This window comes from Anaerospora sp., assembly GCF_032013335.1.
GTDB lineage: Bacteria > Bacillota > Negativicutes > Sporomusales > DSM-15969 > Anaerospora.
Genome location: NZ_DALZUO010000002.1, coordinates 33359 through 58852 on the forward strand (window position 1 = coordinate 33359; position 25494 = coordinate 58852).

General features: G+C 43.1%; 25 protein-coding genes. 24 read left to right on the plus strand and 1 reads right to left on the minus strand.

Features of this window, described 5'->3' with window-relative positions:
• The first annotated feature begins 79 nt into the window (after nucleotides 1-79).
• The 24 genes from RTR76_RS02160 to RTR76_RS02275 all read left to right on the plus strand — a co-directional run bounded on the left by RTR76_RS02160 (nucleotide 80) and on the right by RTR76_RS02275 (nucleotide 24067).
• A complete protein-coding gene (locus RTR76_RS02160; protein WP_312516250.1) occupies nucleotides 80-2344 on the plus strand; it encodes a hypothetical protein in 2265 nt (754 codons plus the stop codon).
• Nucleotides 2337-2642, plus strand: a complete 306-nt coding sequence (locus RTR76_RS02165; RefSeq protein ID WP_312516252.1) for a hypothetical protein — start codon at nucleotides 2337-2339, stop codon at nucleotides 2640-2642. The genes RTR76_RS02160 and RTR76_RS02165 overlap by 8 nt, the downstream gene beginning before the upstream one ends.
• The gene (locus RTR76_RS02170) at nucleotides 2642-3385 is read left to right on the plus strand and encodes a hypothetical protein (protein WP_312516253.1); all 744 of its coding nucleotides are present in this window, start codon (nucleotides 2642-2644) and stop codon (nucleotides 3383-3385) included. Before RTR76_RS02165 ends, RTR76_RS02170 begins: the two co-directional genes overlap by 1 nt.
• A gap of 203 nt (nucleotides 3386-3588) precedes the next feature.
• Nucleotides 3589-6525, plus strand: a complete 2937-nt coding sequence (locus RTR76_RS02175) for a hypothetical protein (RefSeq protein WP_312516254.1) — start codon at nucleotides 3589-3591, stop codon at nucleotides 6523-6525.
• A 9-nt stretch (nucleotides 6526-6534) separates the two neighbouring features.
• The gene (locus RTR76_RS02180; RefSeq protein ID WP_312516256.1) at nucleotides 6535-6918 is read left to right on the plus strand and encodes a hypothetical protein; all 384 of its coding nucleotides are present in this window, start codon (nucleotides 6535-6537) and stop codon (nucleotides 6916-6918) included.
• The gene (locus tag RTR76_RS02185) at nucleotides 6911-7132 is read left to right on the plus strand and encodes a hypothetical protein (protein ID WP_312516258.1); all 222 of its coding nucleotides are present in this window, start codon (nucleotides 6911-6913) and stop codon (nucleotides 7130-7132) included. The genes RTR76_RS02180 and RTR76_RS02185 overlap by 8 nt, the downstream gene beginning before the upstream one ends.
• The gene (locus RTR76_RS02190) at nucleotides 7119-7277 is read left to right on the plus strand and encodes a 4Fe-4S binding protein (protein WP_312516260.1); all 159 of its coding nucleotides are present in this window, start codon (nucleotides 7119-7121) and stop codon (nucleotides 7275-7277) included. Before RTR76_RS02185 ends, RTR76_RS02190 begins: the two co-directional genes overlap by 14 nt.
• 20 nt (nucleotides 7278-7297) lie before the next feature.
• A complete protein-coding gene (locus RTR76_RS02195; protein ID WP_312516262.1) occupies nucleotides 7298-8239 on the plus strand; it encodes a hypothetical protein in 942 nt (313 codons plus the stop codon).
• Nucleotides 8221-9279 carry a radical SAM/SPASM domain-containing protein gene (locus tag RTR76_RS02200; RefSeq protein WP_312516264.1) on the plus strand — a complete coding sequence of 353 codons (1059 nt, stop codon included), beginning with the start codon at nucleotides 8221-8223 and terminating at the stop codon, nucleotides 9277-9279. The genes RTR76_RS02195 and RTR76_RS02200 overlap by 19 nt, the downstream gene beginning before the upstream one ends.
• Nucleotides 9267-10448 carry a radical SAM/SPASM domain-containing protein gene (locus RTR76_RS02205; protein ID WP_312516266.1) on the plus strand — a complete coding sequence of 394 codons (1182 nt, stop codon included), beginning with the start codon at nucleotides 9267-9269 and terminating at the stop codon, nucleotides 10446-10448. Before RTR76_RS02200 ends, RTR76_RS02205 begins: the two co-directional genes overlap by 13 nt.
• 3 nt (nucleotides 10449-10451) lie before the next feature.
• Nucleotides 10452-11276, plus strand: a complete 825-nt coding sequence (locus tag RTR76_RS02210; RefSeq protein WP_312516268.1) for a hypothetical protein — start codon at nucleotides 10452-10454, stop codon at nucleotides 11274-11276.
• Between the two features lie 176 nt (nucleotides 11277-11452).
• Entirely contained in the window at nucleotides 11453-11602 is a 150-nt protein-coding gene (locus RTR76_RS02215) for a hypothetical protein (RefSeq protein WP_312516269.1), read from the plus strand.
• A gap of 33 nt (nucleotides 11603-11635) precedes the next feature.
• Nucleotides 11636-12109 (plus strand): hypothetical protein, encoded by a 474-nt coding sequence (locus tag RTR76_RS02220; RefSeq protein ID WP_312516271.1) that lies wholly within the window; start codon nucleotides 11636-11638, stop codon nucleotides 12107-12109.
• 10 nt (nucleotides 12110-12119) lie between these two features.
• A complete protein-coding gene (locus tag RTR76_RS02225; RefSeq protein WP_312516273.1) occupies nucleotides 12120-13073 on the plus strand; it encodes a phage tail tube protein in 954 nt (317 codons plus the stop codon).
• A 21-nt stretch (nucleotides 13074-13094) separates the two neighbouring features.
• The gene (locus tag RTR76_RS02230) at nucleotides 13095-14183 is read left to right on the plus strand and encodes a hypothetical protein (protein ID WP_312516275.1); all 1089 of its coding nucleotides are present in this window, start codon (nucleotides 13095-13097) and stop codon (nucleotides 14181-14183) included.
• 20 nt (nucleotides 14184-14203) lie between these two features.
• Entirely contained in the window at nucleotides 14204-14566 is a 363-nt protein-coding gene (locus tag RTR76_RS02235) for a hypothetical protein (RefSeq protein WP_312516277.1), read from the plus strand.
• A gap of 2 nt (nucleotides 14567-14568) precedes the next feature.
• Complete coding sequence (locus RTR76_RS02240) at nucleotides 14569-15186, plus strand: hypothetical protein (RefSeq protein ID WP_312516279.1); 618 nt, start codon at nucleotides 14569-14571, stop codon at nucleotides 15184-15186.
• Nucleotides 15179-15580, plus strand: coding sequence for an NlpC/P60 family protein (locus RTR76_RS02245; protein ID WP_312516281.1), 402 nt, complete (start codon nucleotides 15179-15181; stop codon nucleotides 15578-15580). The genes RTR76_RS02240 and RTR76_RS02245 overlap by 8 nt, the downstream gene beginning before the upstream one ends.
• Entirely contained in the window at nucleotides 15577-20568 is a 4992-nt protein-coding gene (locus tag RTR76_RS02250) for a host specificity factor TipJ family phage tail protein (RefSeq protein WP_312516283.1), read from the plus strand. The genes RTR76_RS02245 and RTR76_RS02250 overlap by 4 nt, the downstream gene beginning before the upstream one ends.
• Nucleotides 20569-20589: 21 nt before the next feature.
• Complete coding sequence (locus RTR76_RS02255; protein WP_312516285.1) at nucleotides 20590-22026, plus strand: hypothetical protein; 1437 nt, start codon at nucleotides 20590-20592, stop codon at nucleotides 22024-22026.
• 14 nt (nucleotides 22027-22040) lie between these two features.
• Nucleotides 22041-22436 (plus strand): tail fiber assembly protein, encoded by a 396-nt coding sequence (locus RTR76_RS02260; RefSeq protein WP_312516287.1) that lies wholly within the window; start codon nucleotides 22041-22043, stop codon nucleotides 22434-22436.
• A gap of 110 nt (nucleotides 22437-22546) precedes the next feature.
• Nucleotides 22547-23071 carry a phage holin family protein gene (locus RTR76_RS02265; protein WP_312516289.1) on the plus strand — a complete coding sequence of 175 codons (525 nt, stop codon included), beginning with the start codon at nucleotides 22547-22549 and terminating at the stop codon, nucleotides 23069-23071.
• Nucleotides 23071-23511, plus strand: coding sequence for a glucosaminidase domain-containing protein (locus tag RTR76_RS02270; protein ID WP_312516292.1), 441 nt, complete (start codon nucleotides 23071-23073; stop codon nucleotides 23509-23511). Before RTR76_RS02265 ends, RTR76_RS02270 begins: the two co-directional genes overlap by 1 nt.
• Nucleotides 23512-23560: 49 nt before the next feature.
• Complete coding sequence (locus RTR76_RS02275) at nucleotides 23561-24067, plus strand: hypothetical protein (RefSeq protein ID WP_312516294.1); 507 nt, start codon at nucleotides 23561-23563, stop codon at nucleotides 24065-24067.
• An 830-nt stretch (nucleotides 24068-24897) separates the two neighbouring features.
• Here the strand turns inward: RTR76_RS02275 and RTR76_RS20870 are convergent.
• Complete coding sequence (locus RTR76_RS20870; protein WP_396144159.1) at nucleotides 24898-25275, minus strand: YmaF family protein; 378 nt, start codon at nucleotides 25273-25275, stop codon at nucleotides 24898-24900.
• Nucleotides 25276-25494: the final 219 nt, after the last annotated feature.

The following is a 25494-nucleotide window of genomic DNA, read 5'->3' on the forward strand; positions in this document are numbered from 1 at the left end:
TGAAAGGCGGCCTTTTCTTTATGGCCTAACAAAGTCCATCCTTTTCAAGTTATAGATCATTATAAAGAGGTGAAAGAGAATGCCATTTGGCAAAGAACTATCACATCTGATAGAAGAGCAAATCCAAAGAGCATCTGAAACTGCAGCTACAGGATCCGAGGCAGGTGGAAATGCGAAGCGCTCAGGGACCGATGAAAGCCGGATTGCGCAAATTGAAGCGAATTTGCAGCGCTTGTCTGAAGCATTTACGGAGTATCTGAGTAACCAAAAGAAAAGCAAACGCAATTTAGTTGAATACGGCCTTAATGTAATAGCTCTTCAGGGAATGCGCTTAGCGGTGACTTCCGGGAGAGCTGTTTTTATTGATCGTGATGATCCCTTGGATTTAGCGTATACCTATTTGCAGCTGGTTAACGCAGGAGCAGAACGGCAAATCCGGTATGTCTATGTTAATAGTTCGGGAGTGGTTCTGGAAAGTGCTACCGATCCTACCAACATTGGCGTGGGCTACATTCCCTTGGCGATGATTGATATTTGGTCGGGCGTTTCGGAAATAACCCAGGATAAGATTCAGGACATTAGGCCGAAGGCCAGTGCGGAAGAAGCACAAAATACTGCTAGCAGTCAACTGCTAACAGGCAATGTCAGTCTCTATAGCCCTGACACCGGAAACGATAGCTTTATTGTGTCTCAAACTGATCCTGCAGGGTTGAAGGTCAATATTTCATCCGGACGGGCCCTAGTCGCTGGTGAAATCCTCAATGCCGAAGGCGGTACCTTGGATTTAGTGGATCATCGCAAGGTAGTAAAGGAGTACTTAGGAATCAGTGATGGGATGAAAACGAAATACGATCTCTACCACAAAGCTGTAGCAGATTGGACTATTTATGTTGATGAGCAAGAGACAACTGCTACTGTTGATGCAAATGCAGGTTCAGTTGTTTTCAGTACGATACCACCTGCAGGAGCTGTGATCCGTGCTTCCTATACCTTTTCCGGCAACTATATGTTGGTGTTCTTGGTGGAAAAAGCAGAGACAAATGACGGCTGCTCCTTTGGTGTTACCAACTGGACCTTGGGCAGCAACCGCAGCAGTCTGCAGCCGCCGGTGCTGACGGAAAATCAGCATGCTATTGCCAAAGTCGATCTATCCAGCTCGATTACAACCATTACAGATGGCCTAATTGACAATAGCTATGAGATAAGAAATATTACTCAAGAAGATTTGCAACGCGGTGGACAGTTAAGTGGCAGCAGCTTGGCTCCGGGCTCCGTTACAGGCGAGCATATAACAGTTGAAGCTATTACTGGACAAAATATTGCTATCGAAGCGATCAGTGGACTCCATATCTCGCCGGAGACAATTGAGGGGCAGCATATTGCCGTTGAAGCAATAACCGGAGTGAATATTGCGCCTGAATCGATTACCGGTGAAAAAATTGTTGCTTATTCAATTACCAGTAATACAATAGCTGCTAATGCCATTACTAGTGATAAGATTGCCGCAAATACGGTGACAGCCGGACATATTGTCACTAATGCCGTGACAAGTGACAAAATAGCAGCTAACAGTATTACGAGCGGTAAAATCGCCGCTAACACCATTACTGCAGGGCATGTTGTGGCAGGACAGATCACTGGAGATAAACTGGCAGTCAATAGTGTGACGAGTGATAAGGTAGCAGCTAATACTATAACCGGTGCCCATATCATTGCCGGGCAGATTACTGGTGACAAGATTGCGGTAAATGCGATCACCAGTGATAAAATAGCGGCGAACACTATCACAGGTAGTCATATTATCGCCAGTGAAATCACTGGCGATAAGTTGGCGGTCAACAGTATTACCAGTGACAAAGTAGCCGCTAATACTATCAATGCGGGGCATCTAATAGCTGGGCAGGTTACAGGTGACAAAATTGCCGCCGGTACCATCACAGGTGACAAGCTAGTAGGTGGCACGATTACCGGTGATAAAATCATTGCTGGTGGAATTGAAACGGCCAATATTAAAGCAGGCGCAGTTAATGCAGATAAAATTGCGGCAGGTACAATTAACACTGCCCATATAGCGGCAGATGCTGTAACTACTGATAAGATTGCAGCAGGTGCAATAACTGTTGATAAGATCGCTGCCAAGGCAATAACTGCAGAAAAGTTAGCTGCTAATGCAGTTACCGCAGAGTCATTAGGTGTAACTGAATTGAGTGCAATCACCGCAAAAATAGGTACACTGCGGACTGCCACTACAGGAGCCAGAACAGAAATCAAAGATAACCTCATTGAAGTTTACGATACAAATAATGTATTGCGTGTAAGAATGGGAGTTTGGAACGATGCGTGAGGAACATGGACTACAAGTATTTAATTCGAGTGGAGATTTAATACTAGATGTTACTGACCGATTTACCAGAGTGTTAGGTGAGTTCGATACTGGATATGTTAATGGATCGATTGAAGATATAAATCTCTTAGAAGGAATACCTTGGTGCTATTGCTATATCCCTAGTCAAACCGGAATAAACCAAAGAAGGCCCATATCTATAACATTTAGCGGAAGTACTCTTACATGGAATTTTGATGATGCAAGAAAGAGCCAAACAAATACCGTGAGTTTTAAAGTAATTTATGGGGTGATGTAGTGTCAGGCATTCGTATTTTTAACAACAGCGGAATAGCACAGATTGATGCTAGGTTTAAGAATATACAGTTTATAGATAAGACGCAAATTACTTTAACAACAGAGTATCTTGTAGGCTATTTTGCAGCCTGGGGAAATACACTATGGAACGTAAGAGCGACTAAAAACCTGGAATTTGATCCCCTCAAGAATTGTCTGCTTGCACTTAGATGTGAGAATGGAAAATTTATTTCTTGGAAATCTTTCTTTAAGGTACTACAGTATCCTCCATGGATTTATGGAAATCAAGTATTGAATATAGTTGGCGAAATGGGAGCTGTTGTTACTATTTATCGATTTTCTTATGAATCGATTCCACCAGGTAAAGTGTTTGAAGTAAGAAATACGGACGAAGAGTTAGTGTTTTCGGATAACACTAAGTTTATGAAAGTAATAGATAGTAAATGGGGAGATCGCATTGCGAATTTTTCACCAGCATATATGGGAACTGTATTCGAAACAACTAATCACTCTCCATCCATAAAGACTGCAATAGCGGGAACAGAATTGTGCTGGAATAACGATTTAGACAACAGTAGTAAACTTGGAGATAGCTCAGCACAATCTTTCCGCTTTAACAGTGCAAGTACTGAATCGTTGTACCCTTATTATGTCATTCACGAAGATCCCCATAATTTCTATTACAAATACCGTTCTTTCAGTTTGCATTATAACTATTTAGTGCTAGATGTGACTGATCTGTAAATTAAACTTCATAGGAGAAGATACTATTGATCGCATTGAAAAAATGTTTGAGAAATTTTATTTTATACCCCTCAGCATCGGCCATAAATGTACGGATAAAAAATAGGGGCATCAGTGTATTATCTAATTTGTTTTACGATTAGTATAATAGTAAGTATTGATTAAGAATAAATACTTTAGAAGATTAAAGGCGGTGAGAGCAAATGCCATTTGGCAAGGAACTGTCGCATCTGATCGAAGAGCAAATCCAAAGAGCCGCCGCGACTACAGCAACAAGTGCTGATGCAGGCGGGAATGCAAAACGATCAGGGACCGATGAAGGCCGGATTGCGCAAATTGAAGCGAATTTGCAGCGATTGGCTGAAACATTTACGGCGTATCTGAGTAATCAAAAGAAAAGCAAACGCAACTTAGTTGAATATGGTCTTACTGTGATAGCTCTTCAGGGAATGCGCCTAGCGGTGACATCCGGGAGAGCTGTTTTTATTGACCGTGATGAACCGCTGGATTTACCTTACACTTTCCTGCAGCTAAGCAGCTCTGGTTCAGAGCGCCAAATCCGGTATGTATATCTTGATAGTACGGGAGTAGTTCTCGAAAGTACTACTGATCCAACCAATATTGGTGTGGGCTACATTCCTCTGGCGATGGTTGACGTCTGGTCTGGCGCTACTGAAGTGACGCAGGACAAGATTAAGGATATCCGGCCACGGGCTGGAGCGGAGGAAAGTGACAGTACTGCAACCAGCCAGGTAATAACAGGAAATGTTAGTCTCTACAGTCCGGATACTGGAAATGACAGCTTTTTTGTATCCCAAACCAATCCTGCGGGATTAAAGGTCAATGTTTCAGCTGGTAGGGCTTTGGTGGCTGGTGAAATCCTTAATGCCGAAGGCGGTGTGTTGGATCTAGCCAATCATCGCAAGGTAGTGAAGGAATTTCTCGGGATTAGTGATGGAATAAAAAAACAATATGAGTTATATCACCAAGCTGTGACCAATGTAAGCATTTATGTTGATGATGTAGTTACAACTGCTACTATCGATGCAGCCACAGGCGCAATTACTTTTAGCACAGCACCACCTGCTGGAGCTGTGCTCCGTGCTTCGTATACTTTTTCCGGCAACTATATGCTGGTCTTTTTGGTTGAGAAAGCACAAACCAATGACGGCTGCTCTTATGGCGCAATCAACTGGACTCTAGGCAGCAATCGCAATAGTCTGCAGCCGCCAGTACTGACGGAGAATCAGCATGCTATTGCCAAAGTCGACCTGTCCAGCTCGATTACCGCCATCACAGACGGGTTGATTGACAACAGCTACGAGATAAAAAATCTCACGCAGGAGGATTTGCAGCGGGGTGGACAATTAAGCGGCAGCAGCTTAGCTCCCGGTTCGATTACGGGCGAGCATATAACGGTTGAAGCCATCACGGGACAAAACATTGCCATTGAAGCGATCAGCGGCCTCCATATCTCGCCGGAGGCTATCGAAGGACAGCATATAGCGGTTGAAGCAATAACGGGAGTCAATATTGCACCGGAATCGATTACCGGGGAAAAAATAGTTGCACGTTCGATTACGAGCAATACAATAGCGGCTAACGCCATTACCAGTGATAAGATTGCTGCTAATACCGTAACCGCAGGACACATTGTCGCTAATGCGGTTACCGGCGATAAAATAGCGGCCAACAGTATTACCAGCGGCAAAATAGCGGCTAATAGCATTACTGCAGGGCATGTTATTGCCGGACAGATCAGCGGCGACAAACTGGCAGTTAATAGTGTGACGAGTGACAAGGTAGCCGCCAATACCATTACCGGTGCACATATTATTGCCGCGCAAATTACTGGTGACAAGATTGCAGTGAATGCTGTTACAAGCGATAAAATAGCAGCGAACTCTATTACAGGCAGCCATATTATCGCCAGTCAAATAACCGGAGATAAGCTAGCAGTCAACAGTGTTACCAGTGACAAAGTAGCCGCCAATACTATTAATGCGGGGCATTTAATTGCTGGTCAGGTTACAGGCGACAAAATCGCCGCCGGGACTATAACAGGTGACAAGCTGGTAGGCGGCACGATTACCGGCGATAAAATCATTGCCGGTGGGATTGATACAGCCAATATTAAGACAGGTGCGATTAAGGCCGATCAAATTGCGGCAGGAACGATTAACTCCTCGCATATAGCAGCTAATTCCATTACTACCGATATGCTCCGTGGCGGTACTATTACTGCTGATAAGTTTGAAGATACAACCTGGGGCGATATGTCCCAGGCAATGCGTTTTGTCAAAAGCATTATCGGTGGTGAACAGACCTGGAAAAAGGTGCTTAGCAAAACAGATTTAACAATTGGCGTAAAATCAAATGTCACTGTTGCAGTGGATGATTTTCCTGCTATCAGTTTGGATACGCAGCGCCATTGGGATGATGGCCTTGCCTGGGATGCCGGTGGGCAAAAATGGGATATTCCGGTAATCGCCTCCGGATATTGGGAAAGTGCTAGCATCGATTATGGAGTGATCAGCAACCTGCAGGCTGAATTCTGGGCGCAGCCGTTGCTAACTGATCCGGCAGTGACAATTACCGTGAAGGGACGCTATTCGACGGATAATTTGTCTTGGACAGATTACGAAACGCTTAGTCGCAGTTCAACAGTGAATTATCTATTCTGGGTAGGGTCGTTGAAATCATTTCGATACTTTAAAATACGAGTAGAATTTACCACTGCTGATACCGGCAAATATGCAATATTAGGCTATCCCGAAGTACGAGCAGCCAATTGCCAGATAGGAACGGAAGATATTGCTGACAGAGCAATTTCTTCAGCTAAAATGGCAGCGGGAGCTTTGGCGAATTCAGTTGCCATTCTTACCGGGACAATGCTGACTGGAGCCACGCTCCCCTTACCGGCAGGATACACTAAAGAACAGTGCAAGTGGATTGTTCAGCATGACCGTTGTATTCTCAGCACTACTACCAGTACAACTGGCGTACCTGCAGAAATAACGGTAAATCCCACGACCTTGATGGTAAATTCCTATTGGCGTGATCAAGGAGGAGCTTCGGCTACCTTAGTTGGTTGTCAGGCTACTGCAACAATAGCCTATTTGGTTATTGGAATGAAGTAAGGAGGATATATGTGGACGATTTTTAATTCCCAGCAAAAAGCGATATCTAATTGCGATTATGAACCTAATCAGGAAGAGCTTACTCTGCGGGACGAGAAAGCCGTATATCATGAGGAGCTGATTCCTTTACAAGAAGCATTTTTAAATCAAGGAAATGTTAAGCGCAAGCCTTCATTAAGGCTTACAGCAGAGAAAAACGATTTTTGTGCGACAATAACCATCACCTGTGAAGATCAGAGTATTTCTGAAGTCCCTCTATCAATAGCTGGCACAGCCGTAACTAAACCACTCGGTTCATTTCAGTTGTTTGGCGAGCCTAGCGCTACTGTAAAAATTGACTTTGATACGGAGTTGTTTTGTGGAGAGCCTTTGGAGGTGAATTTCGATGCCTAAGGTTAAGTTAAATCCGGATGGCTCAATTACTGTAGTAAAAGACCAGGCAGAAATTGTAGCGTATTATGATAAGCTTATCAGCCGGAGAACAGAAGCACTTGTAAAATTAATGGCTTTAGGCGGCGATATTGAGCCGGTAAAAAAACGGATTACCCAGTTGAGCAGTGAAAAGAAACAAAAGCTAATGGAGGCACAGAGTCATGCTGAAAATTGATAGCGAGTTATGTATTCATTGTGGCTTATGCAGCTTATTGTGTCCTGTGGCCGCCATTAATGAAGGAAATATTGTTGAGTCAGCTTGTATCCAGTGTAAGGAATGTGTGACAAACTGTCCGGAAAGTGCGATACATATTAATTAAAATTTTGGAGGGGATTTAATATGGCATTTGATCAAAATAAACCAGCAAATAACGGAACATTGGCAAGCGTAGATATGAGAAATAATTTTATCCACATTAAAAATGCTGTCGGCAAGGAACATGTCTGGGATGATGCAACACCAGGGAATACAACTCACCGATTGGATCAAATTAAGGCAACAGTTACTGGCTCTACTCAGAAAGATCCGACTAATGGTTATGATTATTCTACTTCAGGTGGTACCGCAGGCGTGGACTTAGTCACACATACAGTTAGTGGTATTCCCGCAAATACTTATACTCTTCAATCTTTATTACAGGAGTTAGTTAGTCGTTCCCATCAACATGTAATTGAAGCACGTTTAGGAAGTAACTGCTCAAACTGCTCAAACTGTTGTAATTGTAATTGTGGGAACAGTAGTTGCTTTGTGGCTGGGACAAAGATACTAATGGAAAATGGGGCACTAAAGAATATTGAGGAGATCGTGATAGGCGAAAAAGTAAAAGGGCTTACGGGAATAAACACTGTACTAGCCTTAGCAAGGCCGTTATTGAATGAAAGAGATTTGTTAACTTTCCCTGATTACGATTTGTTATTTTCTTCTGAACATTGCTTTTGGGTAAACACAGAAGGGGGAGAACGATGGGGAACTAATGATTTCAACATGTATTTACGAGAAGTAAAAACACATACTCTTTTTATTGATGGAAAACAACATGATTACGGCTTTGAAGAGAATCCATATGTTATTACCGGAGAAATAGCCTATGCACATATTACAGGCTGGAAAAAGCAAAACGTAATCAATCTCAGAAAAGAGCATGATCCTAATATTCAATTATATCAACTAATTACAGATAATGATCATTCTATGATAGCAAATGGATATGTAGTTGCGGCGGAAGCTTGCCGATACGATAACTTTAGTTATAGCAACGTAAAATGGAACAAAAAAGGATAGGTGCAATGATAGGGAGATGCGTACTATTACTAACCGATAAATGCAATGCTTCTTGTAAGTATTGTCTGCAAGGTAGCCATGAATATAATCGAATAGCTAATAGAGCTGACTACGATATTGATAAAGTAGTCAGCTCTATTCCTAAAAATACCGAAATTGAGATTCAGTTTTTTGGGGGAGAGCCACTCTTGGAATTCCATACCATGATTGAGGTGGCTTATAAAATAAAAAGTATGAATCCTAAAGCATTTTTTAGGACTATTACTAATGGAATCTTATTAACTAAGGATAAAGTTAATAAGCTTAATGAATTAGACTTTGGCGTACTAATCTCTCATGATGGAAAGCATCATAAAAGCCTTAGAGGATATGATGATATATTAACTACAAATCCAGAACTATTTGTTGGACTAAAAAACAGATCTTTTGCTACAACCGCAACATCAGTTAATTATGATTTTTATGAAATATGGGATTACTTTTCTAATGAAGCTATTAGATTGGGTTTTAAGCCGTCAGAGTTTCCTTGCAAAATTAATATTATTGAAGATTGTGGAAGTACAGATAAATCATTAATGATCTATAATCATTCTGGATTTGAAGCTATGCTTGAACAAGTATTTTGCAACATGACTAAAGAAATAAAGAGCGGCAATTTTTCTTGTGATGAATTTATTCAAAATGCATCGTTGATTGAAACGTTATATGGAAGAATTAGTGGCAAGCAAAAAATAAGTCCAATGTGTGGCTATGATTTTACCACGCTAACTCTAGATTTAGCTGGTAATCTATATCATTGTCCAAATGTGTTTTCTAAGACTGGCAGCATTAATACTAGAGGATTTAAAGCAGGAAAATTCAATCCTTATATTCATACACTTGCTTGCCAAAACTGTGAAGCATTACTTTTGTGTGGCGGAGGATGTACTGCAAGTCCCAGTAGCAGTAAGCATTATGATTGCTATATTAAAAAACTTCAGTACAAATTGCTAATGAAGTTTTTAAATGACTGTAGTGGAGGAATATCATGCAAAATTTAATAAATGGAAGCATTATCTTAACAGAAAGATGCAATCTTGATTGTCCTTTCTGCTATGAAAAGTCAAGATTTCAAAGTGACATGGATAAAGACACTGTTGTAAAAGTTATCGATTTTATGAACTCTCATTATACACATTTTGAGGGATGCAAAAGGAATATTATGTGGTTTGGGGGCGAGCCCTTTTTAAACTTTGAAACATTAGTGCACGGATATGACTATGCAACAGAAACTGGATACAAGGGAACTCATGGTATTATGACCAACGCTACTATTTGCTCAGATAAAATACTCCAAGAAATATCAATAAGACCTAACTTACAAGTACAGTTATCTTGGCAAGGATTAGATGAACTACAAGAGCGTTTTAGAGGAAAAACTAAACTTGTTGAAGAGAATGTTAAGCGATTTCTGCAACTCCCTAATAATATTCATATACAAATTCAAGTATTGCCGCAAAGTGTTGATTTGCTCATACATGCTGTTACTAAAATATATAAAACAATGGGAAATAAAACTGGAGCTATTGAGGTACGTCCTGTACCGGAAGTTGAAGGATGGGACTCTAAGACGCTATTGACGCTTAATCAATCAATGTCATTGCTAGCTAAGCGGTATGGAAGTAGGCTAAAACGAGTTTGGCTTTGTGCAAATGGACATTTTAGTGATGAATTATACTGTAGTCCTGGGAAAGGATTTGCCGCTTTTTCTCCTTCAGGTGATATTTACCCCTGCCACCGTTTTTATTTTTTAAAGGATAATAGATTTAAGCTGGGAGATGTTAAATCGGGACTCGTTAACACTGGAATTTCAATGGATTTAGACAGAATGCATCGCTATTGCTATAAAGGATGCGAAACCTGTATTGCAGAGAAAACATGTTTCGTTTGTCCTGCTTTTAATTATGAAAATACTGGAAGCTTGACTAAAACAATACAGCAAAACTGTGATGTGAATAAAGCATATGCTAGTGCCTTGACGCCTTATATTAATCAGAAACCCCAACCACAGGATTTGGATATTAGGGACTATGACGGTGAAGCAATTTTACAAATAGCAAAAATAGTTAATAATTGTTTTGATTCGATTAGTTCTATTTCTAATGACTTAAAAAAGATAAAAGACCAAGAGTATTTCGATAAAATAGACTGGAGAAATAGGAGGTTTTAATTTATGAAAATGTTAATAAGAAGAACAACGGATAACTCATTTGAAGGAGTATTTTCTAAACTGAATTTTAAAGATAATAATTTAACTATTACGATCATTAAGCGTTCAAAGCATTTGGATAATAGGTCTTCTGCTCAAGGATCTGAGTTGTCAGAAAGCTATAATAATGAAATTTTGGCTGATAAAACCTTTGATTTAGCAAAATTGTTTAAGCCAAGAACATTTTTTTATTGTTATATGTCGGGGGACATCCCAAGAATAACTGACTTCTTTGATACGCAATACTCTAATAAATCTAGGGAAGAGTTATACCGTTCTATTATCTTTGAATTAATGGGTGTACCTCCTTATGTTGGAGTGTATTTTCATAACTCAATTGATGAAATGTTCCTTATTGCTAATCAACCAATTGATGAAGAAGTTCTTGACAATAAGTACGCAGAGCTGATAAAGGATAATATCACATTGTTTGATTATTTGTGTACTAATGTAGATGGCTTTATTAGTGTAAATGAGGAGCAAAACGCTAAAAAGAAAGTTCTAATGGAACTAAACCCTAATACTAGTCTCGCGGCGCTAGAAGCACAGGTTGATTTACTCACTGAGCTTGTTTTCAGCATGCTCAAAAATCAACCCAATTTAATTAGAACTGTCCAGAATGATATACCGTACTTATCGTCCTTTGAGCAAGTCTTTACTGATACAAGTCTTTTAGCTATAAAGGATGCAAAGAAATGTTTAAATGAAATTAAAGAAACTAAAGCAAAAATTCGTCAGGTTCAGATGGATTATTACAATGAAAAGAGTAGAGTATTAAATGATGCTTAGCATTCGTGGGGGATTAAAAAGTCAAATCTTACAATCAACTTGCCAAATTGCATTTTAAAATCAATCCCCCTTGGATTCGAACTTTTATCCTCTAAACTGTACGGATAAATAATAGAGGAATAAATCTGAGACGGTATCAGTTTCTTCTAACTCATGATTAAATGGAGGTGAAAAGTATGTATTGTCCACTGCTTTGTATCAATCCCGATAGCACAGTGGCTTCTTTTGGGCAGTGTAAAGAAGAAGCCTGTGCCTGGTGGATTATTACTAATGAGATTGGTAAATGCGCGATCTGTCAAATGGGGGAGAAGGCAGCAAATCCTTAAGAAGAATTATACTAGTACAGAAAGGAGAAGCTTATGGTTTCAACATTAAAACTAAGTGATGTCATAAATAAATGGCGAGATGCTTTAAAAGCAAGTACAAGCATACGGGATTTTTGTATGATGCGATACAATAAATCTCCTAAAATCTTTATTGGTACTGACCCCAAACAATCAGCGGATACGGAGTATCCGCTGATTATTCTTTATCCTGGTGCAAAAGAAGAAGGGCTGGAACTCCAGGAATATACTTATAAACTAACTGTCAAATGGGCAGTCCTGCAATCGCAAACAGTTAAAACAGGTGATGTGACTGAGTATGCGGGAGTCGCAGAATGTGATGAACTTGGACAACTGATCTATATGGAACTGGCCGGACTAAATACGGATAATCCGGTTAGTCATGTTCGGTACAACTTAGATCCGGTCGCTTGCTATCCGTGCTTTCCCGGTTGGATGGATATTACCTTGAAGATTACGCCGGTTAACGGCTACAGCATTCAATATTAGGAGGAATAACATGTCAAGAGCAAAAGGATACAATTCTCAATTAGCGATGGCCTATGAACAGGCTTACGGTCAAACACCCGGTACGCCTGCAGGCTATAATATGCCCTTTAATCAAGCCAAAATTGGTATTACCCAAAACCTGATCGAGTCTGCCACTATTCGCGGACGCCGAGATAAACAGCAGCCGGTGATCGGTAATGTGGACGTTTCCGGCAGTTTAGTGGTGCCGCTTGATCAAGTCGGAACAGGCTATTGGCTGCGATCTATGTTTGGCAATCCTGTAACTACTGGTGCCAGTGCTCCCTACACACATGTCTTTAAAGTAACTGACAGTCAGCCATCTTTGGTATTGGAGCAGCAATATCCGGATATTCCAGCTTATGAAAAATATAATGGCTGCAAGATTAATAAATTCTCCTTCACCTATGGCGGTGATGCTGAGCTGGTTGCCAATATTGACATAATTGGTGCCAGACGGACGATAGGTTCAGCGCCCTTTGCCGCTAATCTGACAGAGGTTCCGCTTGTACGCTTTAATAATTTTCAAGGCGTGGTCGAAGAAGGCGGAGCACAACTGGCAACCGTAACCGAAGCAACACTGAATGTTGATTTCGGTCTGGACAACAATACCTATACCATTGGTGGCGGTGGATACCGTACGGATTTACCAGAAGGTGTGCTGCAGGTTTCCGGTACAATTAAAGCCTTTTTTTCTGATACGGTGCTGCTCAATAAGGCAATCAACAATACGAAAACATCCCTGAAATTTAAATTTGTCAACGGTAACCACAATCTACAGTTTTATATGGAAGAGGTCGTGTTTGAGCAGACTTCACCTGGTATTGAAAGTGATAAAGGAATTACTATCAACTTACCGTTCAAAGCGTTTTACGCTAACGGTGGCAGCGGCAGTATCATTGTAGCAACACTGGTTAACAACCAGATGTCTTATTCAGCAATTTAGAACAGTGGGATGTGATGTTTTATGGCAAGTGCTAACAATTCTGAAAATGAGGTAAGTAATGATGATTTAGCAAATCAGTCTTCTAAATTTGAACAGCCAAATCTTTATGAAAAATTGTTATATCAGACATTGCCAAACTCAGTAGCTGGTAGAGATCCTTTGGAATTGTTTTCCCATAATAGTATAATTAAAACATTTTATAATACATGGGAAAATAGTTTTCATGAAATTTTAGATCCTACCAATCCCCTGTTTGTTGATGCGGAATTAAGTGATGAAGATAAAGATTATCATTTGGAATATAATGAAAATGGAGTTCTTTGGAGAGTTAACGCAACTAATATGCCTCATCCAGATGATTTAGTTAAGTGTTTCGAACAGCGGCAAAAAATTCGGAATAGTTTAAGTGATGCAATAAACAAATATGGAAAAACAGAAAATGAAGTTAGTGGGAATCCTCAACTTGCGTTTTATGATACAGTTTCTGATAGAGCCTTTCGTTACAATGGAGTTGATACAAGAGAACTAATGATGTCACTTGGTTTACCTCCAGGAACGAAGTTAAAATCTGTCTCTTATGAGGACTCAGACTATGGAGAGCTTTATTCATACAGTGATAACTTCAGTATGATAAGAATTGCATTTTTTGGACATGACAATCCTGAATTAGCTAATTATCAATTAAAAAGAGCGCTGGATGATACGATGTATAAAGATGTATATCCAATAATGCTAAAGACGTTTGGAAAAGCAGGGGTTTATTTTATCGCTGCTCGATCTGGTCCATTGGCCTATTATGTGATACCAGTCGGTGATTTTCTGCTTGATATGATAAGATTTAAATCAGAAAACTATGATGATTATAAATACACTTGGGGGAATGCTGCTATAGATGCAGGGCAGGCGGCTGGGATTGACTTGGCAGTTGGTATGGGGGCAGAACAAATAAGTAGGGCTATTGCTGCCAAATATAAACTCTCTGAGCCACTCCAATTTGTCCTGAAAAAAACTTTAGAGACAATTTTAGATAAGGGCGTTGAGCAGATTATGGAACATAATCCATATCGAGGCAGTCAAAATCAAGAGATGTCGTCTCTTAGATATGTGTAAAGAAACGGAGGTAGATTTAATTGCTACAATTTCCAAACATTCAACAACCGGTATACCCTCTTACAACTAAAATCAAAGATCCTTCCTTGCAGTCCGAAATGGAGAATGGCATGGTCATTTCTCGGGCAAGATTTACGCGGGTACCGCAGACTTTTGTTCTCAAATGGACAGCGTTACCTGCAGAAGATTACGCAATGTTGCGTGACTTTTACCGGACAAAAGTACTGGGCGGCAGTCTGGCTTTTGACTGGCAATATCCTACCGTTGCAAATGACCCGTATTCAGGCAAGCTATTTTCCGTACGCTTTACAGGTGGGGATATTAGCTTTGAATTATCGTCACCTGGACGCTATGCAGGCACGCTGACCATTCAGGAGGTGTAAGAATGCTGAATTTATCAGTTGCCGGCATGCTGGAAAAAAGTCAGCTTTCCAGTGATGGTGTGTGGCTGCTGCTGGTGGAAGTGGCGATTCCCGATGCAGAAGAACCATTGCGTCTGGTACGTAATAATGAAGATATTCACTGGAATGGTCATACATGGAGTGCTTTCAATTTTAAGCTAGGCGAAATCACCGAGGATAATAAAGGCAAACCTCAATCGGTGCCGCTGCAGATATCCAATATTACACAAACCGTGCAGGCCTATGTAGAAGAGTACAACGGCCTCACAGGAGAATTGGTTATTTTACGTGTCGTTCATTCGCAGCATCTGGATAATGCTTTGCCTGAAATGGAGGAAGTTTTCAATATCCAGTCAACAACGTGTGACAGCAAATGGGTAACGTTTTACTTAGGCTGTGATCTGTCTATCCAGGTGCGGTTTCCCTTCCGGCGTGTTTTAAAGAACTTCTGTGCCTGGCGCGATCACTATAAAGGAATCGAATGCGGCTATGGCGGATCAATGCCAGAGTGCGATGGAACGCTGCAGTCTTGTCGTATACGAGGCAATTCGGCACGATATGGTGGTGAGCCAAGTATTCCCGAAGGAGGGCTGTATGCTTAAACAGCACACATTTACCGATTTGATTGGCGTGCCCTTCGTAGACGGAGGACGGGATCCGGCAGTCGGTCTGGATTGCTGGGGTCTGTCCACTGAAATATTCCGGCGCTGGGACATTACAGTGCCTGACTATCGAATATCGTGTGAAGCAGCCAGCTTAATTGATCGTGAAGTCAAAGAGCAACTACAATTTTGGCGCAGGTGCGAGGGAGAAATTCCAGTACCTGCGCTTGTTGTTATCCGGTTCGCCGCATATTGTGATCATACAGGGGTATACATCGGGCAGGGCCGGTTTATACACACTCGCAAGGGAATCGGTGTTAATATTGACCGGATTGACAGCCCTGCCTGGGCAAAGCGGATTGAGGGATTTTATGTACCAGAGGTGATGAAATGATCACAATTACCATAATTAAAAACCCATTCAACTACAATGACAAAGAGATGCATACCTGCCCCTATATTCCAGGTAAAACAGCGCATGAATACATCCAGCCTTATATTATGGGGCTGGATGATTTTGTTATCAGCATTAACGGTGGTGTGGTGGAAGAGGGGCAACAACAGCTGATAAATGCTGATGACTGGCTGGCTGTATGCCCTGTTGTCGGAAAAAGCGGTAGGGATTGGTTCCGAACGATTGGTATGTTGGCTATAGGATATTTTACAGGTCAACTTGCGAGTACTTGGGGAGGGGCTGCAGGTCAAGCGGGAGCTTGGGGATCTAAATTTTGGGCTCATATGGCAGCCGGTGCTGTAGGGCTGATTGGTGGAAGTTTAATCAATCACTGGTTTCCACCTGCCAAACCGGACCGGATTGAAGCAAAGTCAAGTTACAATTGGGGTAATGCCCAATCCCAGTCTGGTCAGGGAAATGCCTTGGCAGTAACTTACGGAACGAGGAGAACAGCTGGGCAAATCCTGGCGCAGCATGTATCAGTCGGACAAAATACTGATACAGATAAAGACAACGATGAAGAACAGTATTTAAATATTCTGCTGTGCGGCGGGGAAGGCCCGATTGACGATATCAGCGATGTCCGGATCAACGACAATCCCTTTTCTTACTATAAGAATGTAACAGTTGAACCAAGACTGGGACTTAATGATCAGCAAGTAATTCCTAATTTTAATGATGTCTATGATGATCAAGCTTTAGCCTATGAGTTTGACTATAAAACTAATCAGGAAAGTGTATGGGCTACCCAGCAGACCGAAGGAAATGCAGTAGAAGGGCTGGAGATTACACTGCATTTTCCAGGTGGTTTATATTACATCAATGATGAAGGTAAGCAGAGAACTGCATCAGTTACGGTAGAAGTGCAGTATAAAAGAGTGATTGATACCGTATGGAGCCTGTTTACTACTGCTGAAATTGCGGAGGCGAAAAATACGGCTTTTTCCCGTACCTATCGTGTTGATCATCTTCCGGCTTCGCAATATGAGGTGCGAGCACGCTGCACCTACAAGAGCGGCACCAGTACCCGCCACTCTACCAAGGTATACTGGACGCAGCTTTCAAGTATTATGTATGACGATTTTGCCCGTCCTGGCAAAGTGCTCGTTGGCATCAAGGCCCTGGCAACCAGTCAGTTAAGCGGAGGGATGCCAAGCATAACCTGGGTGCAAACCCGGAGCAAGGTTTGGGTATATAATCCCGGTACCGGTAAATACGAGCAAAAATCGGCTGCAAATCCGGCCTGGGCAGCGTATGATATGATCCATCGCTGCAGGAAAATCAAAAATATCCATACAGGCCAGGATGAGTATGTTGTCCAGGGCGCTCCGGCTTCACGGGCAGTATACCAGGATTTTGCCAGATGGGCAGCATTTTGTGAGGAACGGGAACTGACCTTTAACTATATCTTTGATGCAGCCAGTGACCTATGGACAGCGCTGCAAAAGCCAGAAAGTGTTGGCCGGGGCAAGGTAATCCTACGGGGAACCAAGTTCGGCTGTGTTTGTGATGCTCCCGGAGAGCCGGTGCAGTTGTTTACAGTCGGCAATATGCTGACGGATAAGTTCAAAGAGACCTTTGTCAGTCAGAAAGACCGGGCCAATGTAATTGAAGTTTCCTTTGCCAATAAAGATAAAGCGTATGAAAGAGATGTTATCACGGCGTATGCCGATGACTATGACCGGGCAGCGGAGCCGAATATCACCCAGATCACGCTGGACGGGGCTACTACTGCAGCGCAGGCCTACCGGGAAGCCAAATACCGGCTGCGGCTTAATCAGCATTTGGTGCGGACGGTAGAGCACAGTGCTGATATTGATGCCATTGCTTGTCAGATTAACGATATTGTTCTCCTGGCGCATGATGTACCCCAATGGGGGTTCTCCGGTCGGATTCTGGCAGCAACGCCTACGACCTTGCAGCTTGATCGTGAGGTCACGCTGAAACCGGGAATTTTCTACACAGTAGCTGTTCAAATTACTAACCCGGCGGCAGTTACAGCGCAGGAGGTACAGAGTATTGTAACCGTCGATGTGCAAGGGGTTCTGCAGGAAACGACGACTAATATCCTCACTCTTAACCAGCCTTTGACTCATGTGCCATTGAAATGGGATTTGTACAGCTTTGGTGAAACAAACAAGGTTGTGAAACCATTCCGGGTGCTAAATATTAATCGGGACCAGGACCTCAGGCGCAAGCTTACCTGTATTGAATATATTGAGGATGTTTATGAGGAAGCCACAGATATACCGGAAATCAATTACAGCGAGCTGGCAGCAAAGACGGAAGTCAACAGTGTGAGTGCTTTAGAAGAAACATACCGGCAAAAAGATGGGACGATGCTTTCCAATTTGCATGTCTCCTGGACAATTCCCCGCAATGCTCCCTTCCGGAACTATAAAGTCTCGTACAGCAGTGACAATGGACAAACGTGGACTGAATGGGGTACTACAACATCCTTGCGTACAACGATCAGCGGGGTTAAAACAGGCAATACCTATGTAATCAAGGCGCGTACCGTCAATGATATTGGTGTGATATCCACCGGAGTCGTATCTTCGGGTGTTTATATCGTCGGCAAGGATATCCCACCGTCAGATGTTGCCCAGTTATCAGCTTCTTTTGATGCTGCTGACTTGACAAAAGTGATTATAACCTGGCCGGGCGTGGCAGATGTAGACTTGGCTGGCTACCGGATACGGGAAGGATCAAGGATTATTGAAAATTTGGCTCAAATTACGACCTATACCTATCAAGCTGCTGAAAGCCGCTTCCATACTTTTGCGGTTACGGCTGTCGATAACTCAGGCAATGAGTCGCAAGTGCCAGCAACTGTTACGATGAAAGTAACGGTTGAGCCTGAATCTGTGCAAGCTTTTGCAATCAGTCAACGCTCTGCTGATCGCAGCTATATCGACATGTCCTGGAAGGCCAATACCGATACCGGTCTTTCTCACTATGAAATTAGGATGGGGGCCACGGAGGACTGGGCTTCGGCGGCAGTTATTGCCAGCCAGTTGAAAGCGACTAGCTTCAGCCACAAGCTGAACACAGAAGGCTATGTGTTCTTCATGATTAAAGCAGTCAATTCCAGTGGCTACTACAGTGTACTAGCCAGTGATGCAGCATTGCAGGTTGGTTTAAAACCTGATGCGGTTACCGGTCTTACTGCTGTACAAAATCCTAAAGATAAAAGCATCATTCTTGTATCCTGGAATAAAGTAAGCGGCGGTGATATTGCGGGCTATAAGCTCACGGTTGGTGACAGTACGTATATTACCAAAGAGCTTAGCTATCAGTATGAGGTGCATGAAAATACCACCTATACCGTTAGCGTACAAGTGCTAACTACGGCAGGGTATGCATCTAAGGCAGCAACTTGCAGTATCGCCGTAACAGTCGGTGCGATGGACGTAAGCGGTTTTGCTGTTAAACAGTCCACTACCAACCGGACGAGGGCAGTATTGACGTGGGATGCTTCTGCCGAGCTGGACATTGCCTACTATATCATCAAGCTTGGTCCGGATTGGGAAACGGCAGCAGTGTTGGGGAGCCGGGTAACCGGAACATCCTTTGAGACGACAGTTTTAGCAGAAGCAGTACAAACCTTTTTAATCAAGGCCGTCACATCTGCCGGGAATGAAAGTCAGTTTCCGGCAAAGGTGAGCGGTATTTTTGACCTGAATCCTGCCCCGGTTACAAACCTTAAAGTGACGCAGTCCGCTGCAGATAAATCGCTGGTGCACATTACGTGGGCGGGTATTTTGGAAAGTGATCTCGCTCACTACGAAGTGCGGGTAGGGCCTTCATGGGAAACTGCTACCTTAATTACAACGACAAAAGAGACGAATTGTACCTATACGCTGACGGCAAGCGGTGCGGTTACTTTTCTTGTAAAAGCAATGAATGTTGCCCAGTTCTATTCTACAGAGGCAACGTCAGAAGTGTACTGCACAGTGGAACCGCAAATGGTTAACAACCTTCGTGTCTATCAGAACGGGGAATATGTCGAGCTGTTCTGGGACAAGGCTCTGGAAGCCGATGTAGTCGGGTATGAGATCAGGGAAGGCGCCAGCTTTGATACAGGTTCTCTAGTGGTAACCGGACTGACGACAACGGGCTATCAATACCTGGTTGATACCGAGAGAACATACCGGTATCATGTCAAAGCAATAAATAAGAGTGGCACTTACAGCGTAGTAGCTGCCAGTGATGGTGTGGTTGTAGCAGACTTGCCTGCAAAAAATATTATTCAATCTTTTGATGAACTGGCATTGCGGTCGGGGCAGCATTCCAATACCGCATTTGGGGCATCGCAATATAAGTTCAGTAACTTTGGCGGCAAATTCAGTGATTACCCGACAACCCGTTTCAGTGAAATTGGCGGGGAAACAGTACTGCGCTTGGCAGTGAATGGATCAGGCTACTGCGCTTCAGGTACTTATACCTGCAAGCAAATCGATATTGGTCAGGTTATTACCGCCAATATTACTGCCTACTTTGTAACCACCGTTTTACGGACTGCCGGTACTTCGGCTGCGCTGCAGTATCGGACAAGTTTAAATGGTACGCTCTTTACGGATTGGCAGGATTTCGCACCAGGCCAGTCCACCTTCCGGTACCTGGAGTTTCGAGTCACCTTAGCTGCAACTGATCCTGCGAAAACGCCGGAGGTTAATCATTTGACGATTTCCTTGGATGTGCCGGACACGGAGCTTACCATGTCGGTGGTAGTTGCACCGGGCGGATCAACAGTGGCATATGGGCGTACGTTTTATACGACACCAGTTGTTACACCCACGGCAGTTGGTGAAAACCTTCATTCTCAGCTGATTGCGAAAACAACCTCCAGCGTAACACTGAAGGTAAAAAATGCGTCTAATGCTGACGTGGGCGGAACAGTAGATTTACGAATTAAGGGCTATTAATACAGGAGAGAGGTGTTTTACATGGCATTTGATAAAGCAAAGCCTATGGATGATGAATATATAGCTGCCGGTCCGGCAGCGATCAGGGAGAACTTGCGGGCACTAAAAGAGGATCAAATTGTCGATGCCGGGACAGTAAACGGCCTGGCGGTGGGCAATGCCAGTGGCAATATCCCGAAAGCAAATGGTACGTTATGTACCAATTTGAACGCTCAATATCTCGGGGGGAATCTGGCAGGATATTTCTCCCCTGCCACTCATACCCACAGTGCCGCGACTACATCGAGTAATGGTTTGATGGCAAATACAGATAAAGCTAAGCTTGACGGTATCGCAGCAGGGGCGCAGGTCAATCAGAATGCGTTTGCCGGTATACTGGTAAGCGGTACGACAATTCAAGCCGATGCACCAGCCGATACACTGGAGTTAGTGGCTGGAAGCAACATTGCGCTGACGCCTGATGCAACCAATGACCGGATAACTATTGCTGTTACCGGCACGGTACCTGCGGCTGCAATAGCGGCAGCCTGCACTGGTAATGCGGCGACTGCCACTACTCTCCAGACAGCGCGCACAATCGGTATTAGCGGTGATGCAACTGGAACAGCTACCAGCTTCAACGGCAGCACTAACATTACGATACCGGTAACGCTGGCAACTAGCGGGGTAACTGCTGGAACTTATACGGCTGTGACTGTAGATGCAAAAGGAAGAGTTACTGGCGGGACAAATCCTACTACGATTAGTGCAAATACAACGGGAAATGCAGCTACTGCTACTACAGCAACAACGGCAACAACTGCAGTTACCGCTGCGAGCTGTACTGGAAACGCTGCAACAGCTACTAAACTAGCAACCGCAAGAACAATAGCTTTGACCGGGGCAATATCAGGTAGTGGCTCGTTTGATGGAGCGTCAAATTTAAGTATTACAACAATCCCCGGAGCTCTTACTCCTGGGATTGGTGGTGTACAAACATTTACTGCTTCTGGTACTTTTATAGTACCTACGAGTGTTACAAAAGTCTATGTTACTGTGGTTGGTGGAGGTGGTAGTTTACCAAGTTCTAAAGATTATTATGCTTCTGGAGCCGGAGATGTTGTTTATAAACAATTAGTTGCTGGATTGAATCCAGGAGAAAGTGTAACTGTTACTGTAGGCGGTATAGGAGGGGCTAGTTCTTTTGGAGCATATGTAAGTGCTTCGGCTGGTTCAACTGGAATTGCTAGTAATAGTACAGCCTCTGTAGGTAAAGGGAGTGGCGGACTTGTAGGCGCTATGTATTTTTCTTCTAATGAAATAGTATATAGCACAGCAGGGGGAGCTAATATGTTCGGTATTGGAGCATCAATAAGTTTTTTGGGTGCTAGCACGGCAGTTGGTTATGGAGCAGGGGGAATAAGATACCTTAATACGGTAAAGCTTGGTACTTCAGGATTAGTGATTGTTGAGTGGTAAAGGAGGATTTAGCAATGTACAAATACGCACAAATCTTACACGATAAAGTTCATTGGATTATGGAAGACGAAATGACGTTGGAAGAGCTATATAAACATAAATTCTGCAAAGATCATATTCATTTTATTGATATCACCGATATAGCACCTGCCCCGGAAGTCGGCTGGAGCTTTGATGGAGCAAATTTTACTGCTCCCATTGAACTAGTACCGACTGAAGAGGAGCTTTTGGCAGTTATTCGTTCCAAACGCAATGCCTTACTAGCTGCGTGTGATTGGACGCAAGCAACCGACTCGCCGCTATCGGCAGATGCTAAAACTGCTTATGCCCAATACCGGCAAGCGTTACGGGATATGCCTGCAACCTGTGATTCTGCAAATCCTGAATGGCCAGTAAAACCACAATTGTAATTCTGAGCAAAGAGCCAATAAGGCTCTATTTTTATTTACAGCATAAAGCTTGAGCCAGCGTCCTAAGTTACGCTGGCTCAAGCTCATTCTTTTCTAATGGAGGGATATTTTTGGGAGAAATAGCAGAAAGCGTATTCAAAGCAGCCAAAGGCGCTGCACATTCACTTGTCGATGTGGCATTGGCAAAAATATCTGTGGCAGGTTTGTTGGCCGTTATATTCAGCAGTCACGGTACTGCGCTGATGGCTTTTGTGGTACTGATCCTGATTGATTTAGCTACAAAGTGGCTGGCTCTATCTTACCGCTACTTGCTGGATCAGGGAGTATGCGAGGCACAGGCTGGGCTCTGGCAATGTACCCGGAGTATGGGGAATGCCTTTAATCATAAATACATCACGTCGGAGATGATGAAAACGAAGTTTGCCGGGAAAATCATTTTGTATATGATTTTAGTTGCCGCCGTCGTCCATGTGGACGTAATGGTAGGCGGTGAGGGGATTTTTCTGAAGGCAGCCTGGTATTACCTCGCTGCCACCGAGGCAGTCAGTATTATCGAAAATCTTCGCGACTCCGGGGTACAGAGCCTGGAGCCGCTGCTTGTCCTCATCCGGTCCAAGCTGGGAGGGTTGAAATAATGACACCAGAAGAATTTATCAGCTGGCTGGCACCGGCGGCGCAGGCAATCTGCAGCCGCTACCGGCTGTATGCCAGTGTTTGCATTGCCCAGGCGGCAATCGAAAGCGGCTGGGGCCGCTATACGATCGGTGAGTATAATATCTTTGGCAGGAAAGCGGTTGACGGTGACTTGTTTACCGAGGTAGTCACGGAAGAATATTACGGTGATGAACTGGTCACGATTGTCGATAAGTTTAAACTATATAACTCGCTGGAGGAAGCCATTGAGGACTGGTGTATCTTGCTGACGGAAGAGCCGGTGTATGTCAATAATGTAGACTATTCCTCACGGGAGGCTTTTGTCCAAACGATGGCGCCCATCTATGCGACTAATCCTCGGTATGCAAGAGATATCGGCATAACAATTGCTGCCAATGAATTAGAGCAGTATGATGATTAACTGGCGAGTGCTTAGCGGATTTATACTGGGCTGCGTAGCAGGGGCGAGCTTGATATATTGTTTTTTTCCTCGTATTGAGACCAAAGTAACCTATGAACAGCTGCCGCCGCTTGAGGTGAAGAGTGAAACGAAAAATCAAGCGGAATATTCCCTGGTAGAGCAGGAGCAGCCCGGTGAAGTAACCCGGATAGTCAACCGGGATAACAAGGTATATGTTGTTGTCAATAGCCAGGAATATGAGCTGAAAGGCCAAGGCGCATCGCAAGTCACGCTGGGAGAAAACGGTACTGTTCAGGTAACTCAGGAAGTACAGGCAAAAGTGGACCTTACGGAGCTGTTTAACCAGCGACTCAATGCAGAGCTGGAGAAAGAGCGTATGAAATGGGCTGTCGAGAAGGAGAAGCTTGATAAGCCAAATGAACTGGAGCTGGGCTGGTCCAATCATGGCACTGAAGTGCGGCTCAAGCAAAATTTCACCAATACACTTACAGGTTATATTGGTGGAACGACGAATGGCGAACATTACGGAGCTGGTTTCGGCATTCGTTTTAAATAAAAGCAGGGGTATGGGCGAACTTAATTCGCTCATACCCCGCTTTTTGCTTTTTCACAACAGCCTTAGTACCTTATCAGCCCTAATCCAGTGAATCCTGACGGTCTATTTTCCGCAACCCTTCGTTGTCGTCGGTCAGCATACATCCGGTATGCCTCCCTTCTCCGCCTTGGTTTGCAAAAAATAGCCTCGCCATTATCCTACTGTTTTAAAACTGACAAGGTACTAGAATAAATACCATCTTTTTATTAAAGAAGTGAGCCATATTTTCCATTTGCCGCATATAGTAGTAAGGTGCTGCAAGTAGGTGAGTCCGGTTGTTGGGGGACTGATTTGCATGATTATCACGCCTGACTGATCGCAGGTAATGATCAAACGGCAGTTAGCGGGTATAGTGCCTTGTGTGATATTAAACAATAGCTGGGGCCTATTTGTAGTGTCACAATATATTGCCTGTGCCGCTGAGTTCATTGACTAGCCCCCGATAATCTGTTATTATACATAATTATATTGAAATATTTACCAAATATGAATAAAATTTACAAATTAATTTTAAAATATATTTACAAATAATAATAATCAAGTTATAATAAATTCAACAACTTTACAAATAAATCCACAATATAGATACAAACCTGATTTTTGTCTTTAATAAATTAACATTGTTTTGAGGTGTTTCTGTTGAAAAATGTGCTTCAGTATCCAATCGTCTTAATTGCGGCAATTTTAACCATTTATAGCATTGGCCACTCTGTGTTTTCCTTGCTAAACTAAATACTGCTCAAAAGACAACAAAATCCCTTCGGCAATGCCTGAAGGGATTTTGTCTGTTCTCAGCGATGATCCTTGTTGCAATCACAGTCGTAATCGCAATCACAATCACAATCACAATCGTTTTCACAGCAATCATCTTCGTCGCAATCTTCGCAGTTGGGCGAGGTATCGGTGACTGTGCCGTAACAATGCTTATGACCATCATTGCGGCTGGTTTCACCACAGAAATAATGAGTGTGTTTTCCATCAGGTGTTTCCATAGCCGGACCTGTAGTATCCTCAACCAGATGCCAATGACAATCGTGGCTTTCTGGCGCGGAAGAGGTTCGAACCCGTATGCGGTGTACATGGGAATCCTTTGATTTCAAAGCTGGGCCGGTAGTTCCAACAATCGTATGCTGGTGTTTTTGTACAATATCCGTCATGGTGAGAAACATGTGGACATGACTATTTCGTTCCCGGTCGGGAGCGGGCTTGGCGTGTTTTTTTGGTGGCCGTAGTTCTTCGCTAATTTGAATCACCTCCTATCTCCATAGTATTCAATGCCGATCAAAATGTGTGAATAAGAGCAAAAGCACTGCTGGCAAAGGCAGTGCTTCTTGTCGTGTATGTTCTTGGGTATTGATTAATCGAAAGTAGTGTCGTTTTCCCCAAAA

Bases quoted from the DNA above. Each gene is read 5' to 3' on its own strand.
- RTR76_RS02160 (WP_312516250.1), top strand. From the start codon at position 80: ATGCCATTTGGCAAAGAACTATCACATCTGATAGAAGAGCAAATCCAA.
- RTR76_RS02165 (WP_312516252.1), top strand. From the start codon at position 2,337: ATGCGTGAGGAACATGGACTACAAGTATTTAATTCGAGTGGAGATTTA.
- RTR76_RS02240 (WP_312516279.1), top strand. From the start codon at position 14,569: ATGCTGAATTTATCAGTTGCCGGCATGCTGGAAAAAAGTCAGCTTTCC.
- RTR76_RS02270 (WP_312516292.1), top strand. From the start codon at position 23,071: ATGACACCAGAAGAATTTATCAGCTGGCTGGCACCGGCGGCGCAGGCA.
- RTR76_RS02180 (WP_312516256.1), top strand. From the start codon at position 6,535: ATGTGGACGATTTTTAATTCCCAGCAAAAAGCGATATCTAATTGCGAT.
- RTR76_RS02200 (WP_312516264.1), top strand. From the start codon at position 8,221: ATGGAACAAAAAAGGATAGGTGCAATGATAGGGAGATGCGTACTATTA.
- RTR76_RS02215 (WP_312516269.1), top strand. From the start codon at position 11,453: ATGTATTGTCCACTGCTTTGTATCAATCCCGATAGCACAGTGGCTTCT.
- RTR76_RS02225 (WP_312516273.1), top strand. From the start codon at position 12,120: ATGTCAAGAGCAAAAGGATACAATTCTCAATTAGCGATGGCCTATGAA.
- RTR76_RS02220 (WP_312516271.1), top strand. From the start codon at position 11,636: ATGGTTTCAACATTAAAACTAAGTGATGTCATAAATAAATGGCGAGAT.
- RTR76_RS02260 (WP_312516287.1), top strand. From the start codon at position 22,041: ATGTACAAATACGCACAAATCTTACACGATAAAGTTCATTGGATTATG.
- RTR76_RS02185 (WP_312516258.1), top strand. From the start codon at position 6,911: ATGCCTAAGGTTAAGTTAAATCCGGATGGCTCAATTACTGTAGTAAAA.
- RTR76_RS02195 (WP_312516262.1), top strand. From the start codon at position 7,298: ATGGCATTTGATCAAAATAAACCAGCAAATAACGGAACATTGGCAAGC.
- RTR76_RS02230 (WP_312516275.1), top strand. From the start codon at position 13,095: ATGGCAAGTGCTAACAATTCTGAAAATGAGGTAAGTAATGATGATTTA.
- RTR76_RS02205 (WP_312516266.1), top strand. From the start codon at position 9,267: ATGCAAAATTTAATAAATGGAAGCATTATCTTAACAGAAAGATGCAAT.
- RTR76_RS02190 (WP_312516260.1), top strand. From the start codon at position 7,119: ATGCTGAAAATTGATAGCGAGTTATGTATTCATTGTGGCTTATGCAGC.
- RTR76_RS20870 (WP_396144159.1), bottom strand. From the start codon at position 25,275: ATGTTTCTCACCATGACGGATATTGTACAAAAACACCAGCATACGATT.
- RTR76_RS02255 (WP_312516285.1), top strand. From the start codon at position 20,590: ATGGCATTTGATAAAGCAAAGCCTATGGATGATGAATATATAGCTGCC.
- RTR76_RS02210 (WP_312516268.1), top strand. From the start codon at position 10,452: ATGAAAATGTTAATAAGAAGAACAACGGATAACTCATTTGAAGGAGTA.
- RTR76_RS02250 (WP_312516283.1), top strand. From the start codon at position 15,577: ATGATCACAATTACCATAATTAAAAACCCATTCAACTACAATGACAAA.
- RTR76_RS02245 (WP_312516281.1), top strand. From the start codon at position 15,179: ATGCTTAAACAGCACACATTTACCGATTTGATTGGCGTGCCCTTCGTA.
- RTR76_RS02175 (WP_312516254.1), top strand. From the start codon at position 3,589: ATGCCATTTGGCAAGGAACTGTCGCATCTGATCGAAGAGCAAATCCAA.